A 13,883-nucleotide genomic window follows, 5' to 3' on the forward strand; every position below is an offset into this window, starting at 1 on the left:
TAACAAACCAGTTATTCTATGAAAGACGTTTTTGGAAAGGCCGTATTAGATTTTCAGAAAGAAAACTATACTGAGGATATAATTACATTTTCCTCATTGGACGAAGAAGATGTAATTCCTGTTCCCTACCTATTTAGAAGTTTCAAAGAAATGCCTATGCTAGAGCAGGAAGCCTTAAAACTTTGCAAAGGCTCTGTTTTGGACATAGGCTGCGGAGCTGGGAGCCACAGTTTATATTTACAAGAAAACGGCTTCTCCGTAACTGCTTTGGACTACTCAAAAGGAGCCATAGAAACGTGCTCTTTAAGAGGAATTAAAGATGTAGTTTATACGGATATCTATAGTTTTAAGCATAAAAAGTTTGACACCCTCTTATTATTGATGAATGGCATTGGTATTGTTGGCGAATTGAATAATACCACAAAATTCTTTGACCACATAAAAACCTTAATGAATCCTGGCGCACAGGTTTTATTGGATTCTAGTGACATCATTTATATGTTTGAAGAAGATGAAGACGGTGGTGTTTGGGTGCCGGATACCGGCTCTTATTATGGTGAAATAGAGTTTGAAATGCAATACAAAGATGAAAAAAGCGATTCATTTTTCTGGTTATATCTTGATTATAAAACTTTAGAAATGGCTGCAGAAGCAAGCGGATTTAACTGCCAACTTGTAAGAAACGGCGAACATTACGACTATTTGGCTAAATTATGGCTTAAATAAGGCCAATTTTCGCCATTTTTGTATTCTAGCCGTAAACTATCCTCATGAGAAACATACGTATACTTTTATTGGTTTTGCTTTTTGGTCTTTTTATAGGATGTTCCAAAGATTCGGATGACAGCATAGAAAAAGAAGAAAAAGTTGTGGATAAAAGTGCTAATCTTCAAGGTACCGGAGACTCTGCAAATGACATTCTATCCAACGATAAATTCACTAAACTTCTTATAGAGATTGCTTACGTTGATGGTTTTGAACCAACAGAGGAAGCTATGGAAAGTTTTGTTCTTTTTTTAAAAGAAAGAACCTTTAAGCAAGATATTGAACTTAAATACACAAAACTTGAATCTCCCGATGAAGAGAATCTGACGCTGGAAGAAATTGCTGAGCTAGAAACGGATAATAGAACGGTTTATAATGATGGTGAGACTTTAGCAGTTTATATCTATTTTTCGGATGCGCCGGCCGAGGGTGACGACGAAGAGGTAGGTCTAGTTACTTTAGGCGCTGTTTACCGCAATACCTCTATGATAATTCATGAAGTTACAGTTAGAAAACTTGCTGCCCAAAGACTCTTTGTTACGGATGCCGATGTAGAAAACTCTACCTTAAATCATGAATTTGGACATTTATTTGGCCTGGTAGATTTAGGAACTACGCCTGTTAACGATCACGAAGATGTTGTACGAGATGAAAACGGAGAACCTATTTTGGACGAAAAAGGAAATACAAGTGGCAATAGCCACTGCAATGTAGATGGTTGTCTTATGCTTGCAGAATTACAATTTAATGGCGGATTCACTAATAAAAGCAGCTCACTTACATCAAAAGGAACTAACGCTATCACATCTGCTTGTTCCTTAAGCGGTAATAGTCTTCTGAAACTATTGGATAGCAAAACTGCCAAAAATGGACTGCCAGAACCTCCCAACTTAGACAGTGAATGTCTTTTAGACCTTAAAAACAACGGAGGGCGCTAAGTATTATATTTTCTAAGGAATATTCAGATATTTGTGTGTCTGTAAAGAAACTTTCCATTTAGGGTTTTTCATTACATAGTCCACGATCATTGGCACTACTTTGTCCCTCACGCTCCATTCTGGCTGTAAATAAAGAATACAATCCGTATTGGTCTTTGCCGCTTCCTGTTCTGCAAAAATTAAATCGTGCTTGTTGTAGACAATCACTTTTAATTCGTGTGCCTCATCATAAATCCTACCTTCCGGCAATTTATTCTTTTTGGGAGATAGACAAATCCAATCCCATGTTCCGGTTAAAGGATATGCTCCGGAAGTTTCAATATGAGTTTTAAGATTCTTGACTTTTAAAGCATCTGTTAAAGGCTGCATATTCCATGTAAGGGGCTCTCCTCCCGTAATTACAATGGTATCTGAATACTTAGCTGCATTTTCCGTTATTTGCCCAATTGCCGTTGGCGGATGAGTTTCTGCATTCCAGCTCTCTTTTACATCGCACCAATGACATCCAACATCACATCCTCCGACTCTAATAAAATACGCCGCTGTTCCTTTATGGAAACCTTCGCCTTGTATGGTATAGAATTCTTCCATTAGGGGCAACATATTACCCTTATCAACTTCTTGTAAAATTTCATCTTTAACCATCGCGCAAAGATACGTCTTGCAAATTCCAAAACCCAAATTCTAATTCCTAAAATAAAAGCATAGCTTCTAATCGGTCAGGCCTGTACTTTTAAACGCCTTTGTTCGTTCTACCTTACGAGATTGCCTTTGGACAAACCCAAACTTCTCTAAAAGTGACTGCTAAACATCAAAAATTCCCTTATTTTTACTCAAAATACAACCAATGGCTACTAAAGAAGAATTCTTCGAACATATTGAAAGCGGTTACGCAACCAAAGGCGATTTTATTGTAATGGGAGCAGCAATGCTAGATGGAGAAGCCATTACCGATGCACATGTAAAAGTTCCTTTAAAAACCTTAAACCGTCACGGACTTATAGCAGGAGCTACGGGAACAGGTAAAACCAAAACATTACAGGTGCTAGCCGAGAATCTATCCGATAAGGGTATTCCCGTATTATTGATGGATTTAAAAGGCGATTTAAGTGGCATTGCACAGCCAAGCCCTGGTCACCCAAAAATAGACGAACGCCATGCTAAAATCGGTCTACCATTTGAGGCCAAAGCTTTCCCTGTAGAAATTCTCTCGCTTTCCGAGCAGGATGGCGTTAAGCTTAGAGCCACAGTATCTGAATTTGGACCCGTACTTTTATCCCGTATTCTTGATCTTACGGAAACACAAGAAGGAATTGTAGCGGTTGTTTTTAAATATTGCGATGATAACAAACTTCCGCTATTGGATTTAAAAGATTTCAAAAAAGTATTGCAATATGCTACTGGTACGGGTAAAGCAGAATTCACAAAACACTATGGTAGAATTTCTACCAGTTCAACAGGATCTATTCTTAGAAAAATTATAGAGCTCGAACAACAAGGCGCCGATTTGTTCTTTGGTGAAAAATCGTTTGATGTAGACGATTTAACCCGAGTTGATGAAAATGGTAAAGGATATATCAATATCTTAAGATTGACGGATATTCAAGACCGCCCAAAATTGTTCTCTACATTTATGCTGAGCCTTTTAGCGGAGATTTATAGTACTTTTCCCGAACAAGGCGATAGTGATAGACCGGAATTAATACTTTTTATAGATGAAGCACATCTTATCTTCAACGAAGCTTCCAAAGCGTTATTAGATCAAATTGAAAGTATTGTAAAGTTAATACGCTCCAAAGGAATTGGCCTATATTTTGTTACTCAAAACCCTGCAGATGTTCCTAATGCCGTACTTTCTCAATTAGGTCTCAAGGTTCAACATGCCTTGCGTGCGTTTACGGCTAGAGATCGTAAAGCTATAAAGCTTACTGCAGAGAACTACCCTATTTCAGAATATTATGATACCAAAGAAGTATTAACCTCATTAGGTATTGGTGAAGCCCTTGTTTCCGCGTTGGATGAAAAAGGTAGACCTACCCCATTAGCTGCCACATTACTGCGTGCTCCTATGAGCCGTATGGATGTATTGACGGACAGCGAGCTTAAATCAATAATTAAAAGGTCTGATTTAGTAAAGAAATATGGTGAAGTAATAGACCGAGAGAGTGCCTACGAAATTCTAAACGAAAAGATAGAAAAGGCAGAAGTTGAAGCCGAAAAAGAAAAAGCAAAACCTAAAACCACTTCCAGAAGAAGGAGTACCAGCACAAGACAAAACCCGGTTATAAAGGTATTGACCAGTGCTACTTTTATTCGTGGTGTATTGGGTGTTCTGAAAAAAGTAATGCGATAAACTAAAACGTAATTTTTCAGATTTAAACAAACAATTTAAAAAAGTACATGAAAAGTATAGTAATTAGCATTTGCCTAATCGTTTGCCTTGCAAGTTGTAATGAAAAAAAAGACACTTCTTTTTCTATTATTAAAGACCGTGTTGGCAAATTAGACCGCATAAGTTTAGTTCGTGATTTAAAGATTATTTACGAGAATGACTCTATTGTAAAAGATAGCACAAGTATTAACAGTGCCAACAACAGTAAAAAAGTAAAGGTTTTTGAAAAAGGTGGAAAAGCGTTATTGACCCTCACCCCAAATTCGGATAGTATTCCTTCCATTGAGAATATTCGTATTGAAGACCCTCGTTTCACCACGGACAAAGGTGTTGGTTTAGGGAGTACTTTTAAAGATATAAAAGATAATTACACTATTAGAAAAGTCATTACTTCAATGAACAATGTGGTGATTCTTTTAAAAGATAGTGACGTTTATTTCACCATAAGCAAAGAAGAATTACCTTCTAGTCTACGCTATGCTTCAAGTGTAAATATTGAAGCGGTACAGATTCCAGATGATGCTAAAATTAAGTATATGATGGTTGCTTGGGATTAGCTTTTAGGCCAATCTCGCTTAGTCAAAATTTAAATCGGCGCCATGAATTCTATTCTGCAATACATCTTGGCACATAGGGCCAAAACGAAATTTAAGGTAGATATGGGAATTGCCCCGAGAGGCCAAAGTGTTATTGACAGCACCAACGTACTTGCTATTTACCTCAACAGAAATTGGCATTTGACTATTGGCGATGTACTCCTTCTCATACATTTAGCGATCTTTTCCGGTGGCGCTCATTTATTAGGCATTGAGACAGCGCTGTATACCATTTTAACCTATCTCGCAGCCGATAAAACCGTAAACTATGTGGTAAATAATGGGTTGGAAGAGCATATTGGAATGACGATTATTTCGCCCCAAGATAAAGAAATACGAATTATGCTTTCCCAACAAATAGCAAGAGTCTGTGCCATTTATAAGTGAAAAGAAGAATATGTTAAAAGCTGGTACCGCCCACTTTACTGCGGAGATAGATTATATATATCGTAATGATCCGTTTGGAATTGACACGGCTAAGCGACGAAATTGACAAAATAGATAAAAATGCCTTTATTATTATGGGCGTCGTAAAAGATACAAAAGGAGGAATGATGAGAAAGAAACCTCTTAAATAGTGCAAAGATCTATGAAAAAAACGCTAAATAAAATGCTTCCCAAGGTATATGGCAGGTATTTTAATTTACTTGCCAGAGCTTCTAAAAAAAGAGCGGCAGAAAAAGCTTTTTATGTTTTCTGTACGGTTAGGAAAGGAAGGGTTCTGCCCAATCAGAAAGAATATCTAGACGAAGTGAAAAGTGATACTTTAGAGGTTAAGAGCCATACTCTACAGACCTATCATTGGCCAGGCAGTAAGGAAACCGTTCTCTTGGTTCATGGATGGGAGAGCAATACTTTTAGATGGCGTAATCTTGTTGCTAAACTTCGTGAAGCTGATTTTAATATTGTGGCTTTCGATGCTCCCGCACATGGGTATTCTTCCGGGCAACACTTAGATCTTCCTCTATATTCAGATGGCGTACAAGCAATGATAAAAAAACATGACCCCAAATACCTTATTGGTCATTCTATGGGCGGAATGACCCTTATGTACAACGAATTTAAACATCAAAATACCGGCGTTGAAAAAATGGTTACCATAGGCGCACCGTCTGAATTTTATGAAATAATGAATCACTACCAACGTCTACTCAACTTTAACAACAAGGTTCGCAAGGCACTTGAGGAATTTGTTCTAGACCGATTTGGGTTTACTGTAAAAGAGTTTTCTTCCTCCCGTTTTGCAAAAGAAAATACTAAAAAAGGTCTTTTGCTGCATGATGAACTAGATAAATTAGCCCCTTTTCATTCTTCAGAAGCGGTTCATTCTTATTGGATGGACAGTACTTTTATACGAACCAAGGGCTTAGGACATTCTATGCATCAAGAACATGTTAATGAACAGATTGTAGATTTTTTGAAAAACTAAAAAAGTACCCATGCAAAACGTAACCCCATTCCACATTGCTATACCTGTCCACAATTTAGCCGAATGCCATAAGTTTTATGGAGAGATTCTAAACTGCAAAGAAGGGCGTAGCAGTGACCATTGGGTAGATTTTAACCTCTTTGGGCACCAATTGGTAATTCACTACAAACCTAAAACTGAAACTAAAGAACTGCATAGTAACCCCGTAGATGGCAAGAATGTACCCGTTCCTCATTACGGTGTTGTGTTACCCTGGAATGTTTTTGAATCTTTTTCAGAAGAACTACAGAATAAGGGCGTAAAATTCGTAATTGAACCTTATGTAAGATTTAAAGGCGAAACCGGAGAGCAAGCCACTATGTTCTTTTTGGACCCTGCCGGAAATGCACTGGAGTTCAAGGCATTTAAGGATATGGAACAATTATTTGCTAAGTAATGAAACGCCTACCACTCTCAGGCTGTACCCAGAGTGGTAGACGTTCTATCTCCTATTGAGACCATTCGGTGGGCTTTCTTACCCAGCGGTGTTTTTTCAATTCTTCAACTAATTCCTTTGGCAATCTTTTTCCATCGCTTGTAGCGGTATTGGCCAAAACGTTACGTTCTTTACGCATACCCGGTATAGTTGTACCAATAGTCTTGTTTTCCAAAATAAACCGTAAAGCCATCTCTGCCATAGTCATGCCTTCTGGAATTAGAGGTCGTAATGCATCTGCATGATCCACGCTTGAATTCAGATTTTCGGGCACGAAATAGGTACCACGCCAGTCGCCTTCCGGAAAAGTTGTTGCCTTGGTTAAATTACCGGTCAACGTACCTTCATCAAAAGGTACACGGGCAATTACGGCAATATCCATATCCTCACACAAAGGAAAAAGCACGTCTTCCGGGTTCTGGTCAAAAACATTATATATTACCTGCACAGCGTCTATCAAACCTGTTTTTATAGCCTCAATACCATTTTCGGGCTCCCAGCGGTTCACGCTAATTCCCATAGCTCCTATTTTTCCCGCTTTCTTTAAATCCTCAATAGCACGTTGCCATTCATCCCTTTGAGACCAACCATCGTCCCATGTATGAAACTGCATCAAATCAACACGCTCCATTCCCAGATTAGTCAGGGTTTTCTCTGTATATTCTATGATATGGTTTGTGGGATACGAATCTTCAAATTTATATTCAGGCTTTGCTGGCCAATTAAAATTCTTTGGCGGAATCTTACTAGCGGAATACAGTTTTATCTTTGGGTGTCTACGTATAAGCTCTCCTAATAGCTCTTCACTATGGCCTTCTCCGTAACCCCAGGCCGTATCAAAAAAATTAACACCGTTCTCAACCGCAAGGTCCAAGGATTTTGCAGATTGCTTGTCATCAGACTCTGTCCAACCTGCCATTCCCCACATTCCGTAACCTACCTCGCTTACCTGCCAACCTGTTCTTCCAAATCTTCTATAAATCATTTAAGTATATGCGTATTATTCTTTTTTATTTTAAAATTGATATGCTTCCCTAAAATTCACGATAAGGAGCGTCTAAAAATTGGTTTGCTTCTTCTTCTGCAAATCTTGCCGATTCCGCATTCCAATGGAGTGTTTTATTTGGAAACCGACCAGCAATAACACCCAACAATATGGTTTCTGTTAGTCGTGATGCATATGAAAATGGAGCACTGGTTTCTGCAGTGCCTAAACACGCATCTACAAATTGATGATAGTGTTTCTTTCCTTCACTATCATAATCGCGTACGGGCTCCCCCAAATTAAACTTTTCAACATCTACCTCTTTATATTCTCCGTCTACGATTACCTTGGGAAGCATTTGAAAATGTGGTAGGTACAATCTACCTTTTTCACCAATGAACATGGCCCCCTGGTCATGCAACTCTTCACCGCCGGGCAACATTAGGTCTTCGCGTTGTTTATCCGCATCTTTCCCATCGTACCAAACCCATTTTAAGGTATCCGCAGTGTATTCTGTTCCAGGAAACTCATAGGTGACCATATTCTGTTCCGGATAACCAAAACCATTTGGTTTTCTACAGTTTGTGGTAATTGTTCTAGGTACATCTAATGCTAAGGCATTGTAAGGTGTGTCAAAAATATGAACCCCCATATCTCCTAAAGTTCCACAACCATAATCTACCAATTTACGCCATTGTCCTGGATGATAAACACCTTCTTTATAGGGTCTTTCAGATGAAGTTCCAAGCCAAAGGTTCCAATCCAAACTTTCTGGAACCGGATCCTGACCTTCTGGAAGCGGCCCATCATAACCCCAATTTTTTGGAGACCACGCCCTAACGGTATGTACCTTTCCAATGATTCCCGACTGAATCATTAATGTAGCCAGTTTATAATCATAAAAGGAATGCACTTGAATACCCATTTGAGTTACCAGGTTTTTCTCTTTCGCTATTTTTTTCATTGCCCTCGCTTCCGTAACGTGATGTGTTAATGGCTTTTGGCAATATACTGGCTTATCCATTTCCATAGCCATCATAGAGGCAGGTGCATGTGTATGGTCTGGTGTAGAAACAACCACGGCATCTATCTTTTTACCCATCTCTTGTAACATCACCCTGTAATCCGAATATGTTTTAGCATCTGGATGAAGTGCCTTTGCCGCTGCCAACATGTTAGCGTCAACATCACAAAGTGCGACCACATCTACCATTGCATGCGAAGAAATAGCACTTAAATCTTCACCGCCCATATTACCAACACCAATATGCGCCGTACGAAGACGTTTCTTTTTGGATGTAGAAAAAGCCATGGCAGCGGAAGGCAATAATGTTATTGATGACAATGTAACTGCGTTCTTTAAAAATTCCCTTTTATTCATTTTCAATTCGTTTGATTATTGAGGTTGTTCTCTATTCTATAATTCTTTGATTTTTACATTCTTTAACCAAAGCGGACTATCATGGTCCTGAAAACCGATATATCCTTTTTTAAAAGAGCCATATTTAGGTGAGTCTTTCCACTTGCCCTTTCCTTTTCGCTCCTCCCAGTCTTCTGACCATGGCACAAAAGACAATAGTTTTTTACCGTTGAGCCAATGTTCTACTTTTACTGGGGTAAAAATGATACGAGAAGTATTCCACTCCCCTGCCGGCTTTACTATTTTTTGACTCACGTCTGGTAAGTGCATGGCGTAATCTGCACCTGTTTTTTGCCATTCCTCTAACTTGGCATTATTAATTTCCTCCCATTTAAGGTCATCTAACATTTGATATTCCGGTGATACTTCAGGAATTCCCCAATCGCCTTCTTGAATGTGATATAGTAATCCACTATTACCTCCTTCGGGTATTTTCCATTCCCATGCCAATTCAAAATTGTCAAACTCCTGTGCCGCGTAGATGATATCCTTTCCGCCTTTTCGGCTCTCTTCCGTTCTTTTCTCAGTGTCAAAAGTTAGAACACCATCTTTGATTATCCATTGGGGAGGTAAGTCATCTCCATTATAGGCTCGCCAACCTTCTGTAGTTGTTCCATCAAAAAGGTAAAACCATTCATTAATTGGTTCAATAGTTTCGGAAGATTCAGCTGTTACCTGATTTTCGCCATTTTGTTTGGTTTCGTGTTTACAGGAAATTAAAGCTATCCATAGGGATAGCATTAAGGTAAGTTTTTTCATTAAATAGGCTTGTTTACATCTTAGTTTCAATACTTCATATAGTAACCGTATCTAAATCCAGTAACATTTAGTCAAGCAATAAAGCATACCTTTCTAGGGCACTCTGTCACAAGAAAATTTCCGGTGTCAATTCCAACGTAGAAATAATATTAGGCCGTTACGAACGAAACGAGAAGTTAGCTAATTTAAGTGAACCGACCAAGCGAATTATTGAGGGTTATTGGCTCGTATAGAAGCAATAGACAGGAAGAGAAGAAATATAAGGCCTAGATACCCAAGTAATCTGTATGAACCAAAAGTACTGAAACAAAAACTAAAAACAGGCGGAGCAAGTGCACTGGCCAGAATTAAGAACGACATAACCTTTCCCGTAATAGCACCTAAATGTGTACGTCCATAAAAACGTGGCCAAACAATGGCATTAAGTACCGCAAAGAAGCCTCCTAGAACACCAAAGCCGCCAATCAGCAAAGGAACACCAAACGAGGAGGAAAGGAATAAAAAGCCTACAGAGGCCATAATACCACCTAATATCATTAAATACAAATACAGTTTTAAATGTAAATAATCACTTAAAAAATTAAAAATCAACGAAATAGTTACAGCAACTACAGAAGCTGGCAAAAAGATGGAAATAGCATCTGATTTTGAAAAACCTTCACTTGCAAAAACCGAAACTACATGAAACGTAAGTCCCGTAATAAAAAAGCTGTTAAAGGACAGTATTAATCCATACATCCAAAAAGCTCTGGTCTGTAAGGCTTCTTGGGATGTATACTGCTTGGCAGCAGGTGTTTTTACCAATTCACCATCATCTTCACCCAGAACTTCTCCATCTGGCAATAGACCATGTTCCTCAGGTTTATTCTTATAGAACTGTAAGATGAGAAAAGAAAAAAACAGTAATGCAGCAGCTAATATTTGCCAGGTAATCTGCCAACTGTACCCCTCTATTAGAGCGTTTACCCAAAGTGGTGAAGACGAAAAACCAAAGGAGATGGCAACGCTACTCATAGCATTTACTTTTCCTCTATTTTTATCGAACCAGATCATAATTACATTTCTAGATGCCATGGTCAACACACCTTGTCCAGAAAATCTGAGCACAAAAAATAGACTCGCCATTATCACAAATGGAACAACCCACGTATCAACATTCAACATTGTTTTTACAAACTCGCTCATTTGCACGGACCAAGAACATAACATGAGGGCCACGGCCAAAGTAATGGCAGCAAAAAAAGCCACATAACGTGCCCCGTATTTATCAAACCAAACACCGGCACGACCTATTACCAATGAGCTACATATAGTTCCTATCATATATGCATTGCTAAACTGGTTTCGGCTTAATCCTAATGCATCTTTAACCGGGTCCGTAAAAACGGATACCCCAATGGTTTGCCCAGGAATACTGCAATAGATACCAATAGTACCAATTACGAGAATTACATACCCGTAAAAAACTGGGCTTTTGGCCGGATCTACGAAAGAAAATTGATTTTTGCTGGACATCTGTAGAGAGAAAGCGGCAAAAGTAGTGGTTTCATTAGAGCCTCTATATTTTTATAAGTAAAGATTATGCAAAATCTATACGGAAGGTGAGTTTTAAACGTTATAAATAGACTTAACCCATTAGCAATTTTAGCCATGAGAAAATTTGCGGCCGTACTGTTTGTTCTAACAGTGATCATAATTTTGAGTAGCTGTAGTATTGACGATAGCAATGATATTGAAGTTATAAAACCGGGAGACACCGTTATTACCGGTAATCATAATCACAAAAAATTTCTAAACTAGTAATTTAAGAAACTACTAGGATTCTTGAATCTGATCTGCGAACATAATCGTGAAGGAACTGCCCTGGCCCTCTTTACTATCTACTGTAATAGTTCCTCCTAAACTAGTTATATATTTTTTTACAAAGTAAAGCCCCAGACTTTTATTACCTCTGGAATTGGGAAGGGTATTGTTCAAATCAAAAATTCGAGCACCATCTTTATCCATATCAAAACCTAACCCATTGTCTTTATAGCTGAGTATCTTATGCCCATCCTTTAATTGAGTTTTAATTGAAATTACGGGAATAACACCTGGTTTGGCATATTGAATAGAGTTGGATATGAGATTTAAAAAAATATTTTTCATAAAACTCCTTTCAAAAAGTACCCACTGTGCTTCAGTAAAGTCTACCGAAAATTGAACTTTAGCATGACTAGCCAAAGTCTCAAGTGATTCTTTAACGTGTTGAAAAACTTCATCAAAACACACAAGTTCTAATTCTTTTTCTAAAACCCCATCTTCAGCAACCGCATCAACATAGACATTTAATGAAGTCTTTAAACCATCTGCCGAACGTTTTATATGTTCCAGTACCTTTAAGGACGATTCATCCTTGATTTTACTAGTATCTAGCATATCAACAAGAAAAACCAAATTATTTACAGGCAATTTTAAATCGTGAGATGTTTTATGATTAAGTTGCATTAACCTATCATTCATTCTGGTCAAATCTGTTAAATGCGAAATTCTCTCGTTTTCTATATCCTTCTTGTAAGTTATCTCCTTCCCTATAGCATAGACAAATTTCTTATCTTCTGACCTAGTAGCCGTCCAATGCATCCACACCAATTTTCCACTTTTACAAATATATCGGTTCTCAAAATTGAGCAAGGGCATACCATGGACTAAATTCTCACCGTATTTTACGGTTTCATCTATATCTTCTTTATAAATAAAATCAAAAATAGGCTTTGAATACAGCTCTTCTTCCGTATATCCCAAGAGCTTTGCAAATGCGTGATTAACTTTTTTGAAGTACCCATCAAAATCTGCAATACACAAATTATCTATTGACAAATTGAAAAATGGTTCTAGTTCAAAATCTAGAGATTTCGTTAGCTGTTTCATGAGTTTGGTATAGTCTAGTAAACCTAAAACGCTCGCCATAAGATAATTGTTGCCTAATGTTCCATTATTTTTATCCAAAAGACAATTTAATTATCAAAATAACGTTCGTTCATGTTTTTCCCTTTAAACATAAACGACTTTGCTATAAAAATATAGCCAACAACTTTAAAATTGAAAATGCATAGAAATAACAGAATTAGACATTTGTCCGGACAAATATATAATTATGCTTTTGTTGATTTATAGAATCAAAACTATCATAAAATATAGCCCTTTTAAACAGAGACAACTACTTTACACTTCTGTGTCTCTCGCGAGCTAACAAAGTATTTTTGAGCAGCATAGCAATGGTCATCGGACCAACACCACCCGGAACCGGTGTAATAAAGGAGGCTTTTTTACTTACAGGCTCAAAATCAACATCGCCGGTAATATAATATCCTTTTTCTTTGGAGTCATCTGCCACTCTGGTAATTCCTACGTCAATAATAACAGCACCGTCCTTAACCATATCCTCTTTTAAGAAATGAGGCACTCCCAATGCAGAAACAATAATATCTGCCTGAAGCGTAAGTTCTTTAATATCTTTTGTTCTACTGTGCGCCAAAGTAACCGTACAATTTGCAGCTTCACCTTTCTGACTCAACAAAATACTTATTGGTCTACCTACAATATGACTACGGCCTATTACTACAGCATGCTTTCCCTGGGTATCTACCTTGTATCGCTTTAAAAGCTCCATAATACCAAAAGGCGTGGCGGAGATAAAGGTCTCCATATCCAAAGCCATTTTACCAAAGTTAGCAGGATGGAAACCATCTACATCTTTGTCCGGATCAACAGCCATTAAAACTTTTTCCTCATCAATATGTTTTGGCAAAGGAAGTTGAACAATATAACCGTCTATATCAGCATCGGCATTCAGTTCCTGGACTTTAGCCAACAAATCCTCTTCTGTAGTTTCGCTAGGCAAGTGAATTAAGGTGGATTCAAAACCTATTTTCTTGCACGAGCGTACTTTACTACCTACATATGTTAAACTAGCCCCATCATTACCAACAAGAACAGCTGCCAAGTGAGGTACTTTCTCACCTCGTTCTTTCATGTTTGCCACCTCAATGGTGATTTCATCCTTTATTTCGTTGGAAACTTTTTTTCCGTCTAGTAGTGTCATAATGTTGGGTTACTGTCTAATCTGGTCTTGTAATTCTTTC

At 38.0% G+C, this 13,883-nt stretch carries 15 protein-coding genes; 8 read left to right on the forward strand and 7 right to left on the reverse strand.

The features are described 5' to 3' along the window. The first annotated feature begins 18 nt into the window (after positions 1–18). On the forward strand, positions 19–726 hold the full coding sequence (locus tag KO521_RS12185; protein ID WP_215940188.1) for a class I SAM-dependent methyltransferase: 708 nt from the start codon (positions 19–21) through the stop codon (positions 724–726). Between the two features lie 44 nt (positions 727–770). After that, entirely contained in the window at positions 771–1,703 is a 933-nt protein-coding gene (locus KO521_RS12190) for a hypothetical protein (protein WP_215940189.1), read from the forward strand. A gap of 12 nt (positions 1,704–1,715) precedes the next feature. Here KO521_RS12190 and KO521_RS12195 read toward each other — a convergent pair whose 3' ends face one another. Beyond that, positions 1,716–2,348 carry a 7-carboxy-7-deazaguanine synthase QueE gene (locus KO521_RS12195; protein ID WP_215940190.1) on the reverse strand — a complete coding sequence of 211 codons (633 nt, stop codon included), beginning with the start codon at positions 2,346–2,348 and terminating at the stop codon, positions 1,716–1,718. Between the two features lie 202 nt (positions 2,349–2,550). On the opposite strand from KO521_RS12195, the gene KO521_RS12200 reads away from it, so the two are divergent. Genes KO521_RS12200 through KO521_RS12225 form a run of 6 tightly spaced genes read left to right on the forward strand, consistent with a single transcriptional unit; the run spans position 2,551 to position 6,556 of the window. Then, positions 2,551–4,056 carry a helicase HerA-like domain-containing protein gene (locus tag KO521_RS12200; RefSeq protein ID WP_215940191.1) on the forward strand — a complete coding sequence of 502 codons (1,506 nt, stop codon included), beginning with the start codon at positions 2,551–2,553 and terminating at the stop codon, positions 4,054–4,056. Between the two features lie 47 nt (positions 4,057–4,103). Next, positions 4,104–4,652 carry a hypothetical protein gene (locus KO521_RS12205; RefSeq protein WP_215940192.1) on the forward strand — a complete coding sequence of 183 codons (549 nt, stop codon included), beginning with the start codon at positions 4,104–4,106 and terminating at the stop codon, positions 4,650–4,652. Positions 4,653–4,694: 42 nt separating this feature from the next. Continuing rightward, a complete protein-coding gene (locus KO521_RS12210; protein WP_215940193.1) occupies positions 4,695–5,078 on the forward strand; it encodes a YitT family protein in 384 nt (127 codons plus the stop codon). Positions 5,079–5,137: 59 nt separating this feature from the next. After that, complete coding sequence (locus KO521_RS20620) at positions 5,138–5,269, forward strand: DUF2179 domain-containing protein (RefSeq protein WP_354668212.1); 132 nt, start codon at positions 5,138–5,140, stop codon at positions 5,267–5,269. Between the two features lie 11 nt (positions 5,270–5,280). Beyond that, positions 5,281–6,120, forward strand: a complete 840-nt coding sequence (locus KO521_RS12220; protein ID WP_215940195.1) for an alpha/beta fold hydrolase — start codon at positions 5,281–5,283, stop codon at positions 6,118–6,120. A 10-nt stretch (positions 6,121–6,130) separates the two neighbouring features. Next, positions 6,131–6,556, forward strand: coding sequence for a VOC family protein (locus KO521_RS12225; RefSeq protein ID WP_215940196.1), 426 nt, complete (start codon positions 6,131–6,133; stop codon positions 6,554–6,556). A gap of 52 nt (positions 6,557–6,608) precedes the next feature. Here the strand turns inward: KO521_RS12225 and KO521_RS12230 are convergent, their stop codons facing one another. The 6 genes from KO521_RS12230 to folD all read right to left on the reverse strand — a co-directional run bounded on the left by KO521_RS12230 (position 6,609) and on the right by folD (position 13,843). Then, positions 6,609–7,580: an aldo/keto reductase gene (locus KO521_RS12230; protein WP_215940197.1), complete on the reverse strand. Its 972-nt coding sequence runs from the start codon at positions 7,578–7,580 to the stop codon at positions 6,609–6,611. A 49-nt stretch (positions 7,581–7,629) separates the two neighbouring features. Beyond that, positions 7,630–8,961, reverse strand: a complete 1,332-nt coding sequence (locus tag KO521_RS12235; RefSeq protein WP_215940198.1) for a Gfo/Idh/MocA family protein — start codon at positions 8,959–8,961, stop codon at positions 7,630–7,632. Positions 8,962–8,997: 36 nt separating this feature from the next. Then, positions 8,998–9,759 (reverse strand): 3-keto-disaccharide hydrolase, encoded by a 762-nt coding sequence (locus tag KO521_RS12240; RefSeq protein WP_215940199.1) that lies wholly within the window; start codon positions 9,757–9,759, stop codon positions 8,998–9,000. Positions 9,760–9,966: 207 nt separating this feature from the next. Further along, positions 9,967–11,274 (reverse strand): MFS transporter, encoded by a 1,308-nt coding sequence (locus tag KO521_RS12245; protein ID WP_215940200.1) that lies wholly within the window; start codon positions 11,272–11,274, stop codon positions 9,967–9,969. Between the two features lie 300 nt (positions 11,275–11,574). Beyond that, complete coding sequence (locus KO521_RS12250; protein WP_215940201.1) at positions 11,575–12,669, reverse strand: PAS domain-containing sensor histidine kinase; 1,095 nt, start codon at positions 12,667–12,669, stop codon at positions 11,575–11,577. A gap of 289 nt (positions 12,670–12,958) precedes the next feature. Then, entirely contained in the window at positions 12,959–13,843 is an 885-nt protein-coding gene (folD, locus tag KO521_RS12255; protein WP_215940202.1) for a bifunctional methylenetetrahydrofolate dehydrogenase/methenyltetrahydrofolate cyclohydrolase FolD, read from the reverse strand. Positions 13,844–13,883: the final 40 nt, after the last annotated feature.

Origin of the sequence: Zobellia uliginosa (assembly GCF_018860745.1) — a bacterium.
In the GTDB taxonomy this organism is placed as follows: Bacteria; Bacteroidota; Bacteroidia; order Flavobacteriales; family Flavobacteriaceae; genus Zobellia; species Zobellia uliginosa_B.

Excerpts from the sequence above, each read along its gene's own strand:
- KO521_RS12185 (WP_215940188.1), top strand. The coding sequence starts at position 19 with ATGAAAGACGTTTTTGGAAAGGCCGTATTAGATTTTCAGAAAGAAAAC.
- KO521_RS12190 (WP_215940189.1), top strand. The coding sequence starts at position 771 with ATGAGAAACATACGTATACTTTTATTGGTTTTGCTTTTTGGTCTTTTT.
- KO521_RS12195 (WP_215940190.1), bottom strand. The coding sequence starts at position 2,348 with ATGGTTAAAGATGAAATTTTACAAGAAGTTGATAAGGGTAATATGTTG.
- KO521_RS12200 (WP_215940191.1), top strand. The coding sequence starts at position 2,551 with ATGGCTACTAAAGAAGAATTCTTCGAACATATTGAAAGCGGTTACGCA.
- KO521_RS12205 (WP_215940192.1), top strand. The coding sequence starts at position 4,104 with ATGAAAAGTATAGTAATTAGCATTTGCCTAATCGTTTGCCTTGCAAGT.
- KO521_RS12210 (WP_215940193.1), top strand. The coding sequence starts at position 4,695 with ATGAATTCTATTCTGCAATACATCTTGGCACATAGGGCCAAAACGAAA.
- KO521_RS12220 (WP_215940195.1), top strand. The coding sequence starts at position 5,281 with ATGAAAAAAACGCTAAATAAAATGCTTCCCAAGGTATATGGCAGGTAT.
- KO521_RS12225 (WP_215940196.1), top strand. The coding sequence starts at position 6,131 with ATGCAAAACGTAACCCCATTCCACATTGCTATACCTGTCCACAATTTA.
- KO521_RS12230 (WP_215940197.1), bottom strand. The coding sequence starts at position 7,580 with ATGATTTATAGAAGATTTGGAAGAACAGGTTGGCAGGTAAGCGAGGTA.
- KO521_RS12235 (WP_215940198.1), bottom strand. The coding sequence starts at position 8,961 with ATGAATAAAAGGGAATTTTTAAAGAACGCAGTTACATTGTCATCAATA.
- KO521_RS12240 (WP_215940199.1), bottom strand. The coding sequence starts at position 9,759 with ATGAAAAAACTTACCTTAATGCTATCCCTATGGATAGCTTTAATTTCC.
- KO521_RS12245 (WP_215940200.1), bottom strand. The coding sequence starts at position 11,274 with ATGTCCAGCAAAAATCAATTTTCTTTCGTAGATCCGGCCAAAAGCCCA.
- KO521_RS12250 (WP_215940201.1), bottom strand. The coding sequence starts at position 12,669 with ATGAAACAGCTAACGAAATCTCTAGATTTTGAACTAGAACCATTTTTC.
- folD (WP_215940202.1), bottom strand. The coding sequence starts at position 13,843 with ATGACACTACTAGACGGAAAAAAAGTTTCCAACGAAATAAAGGATGAA.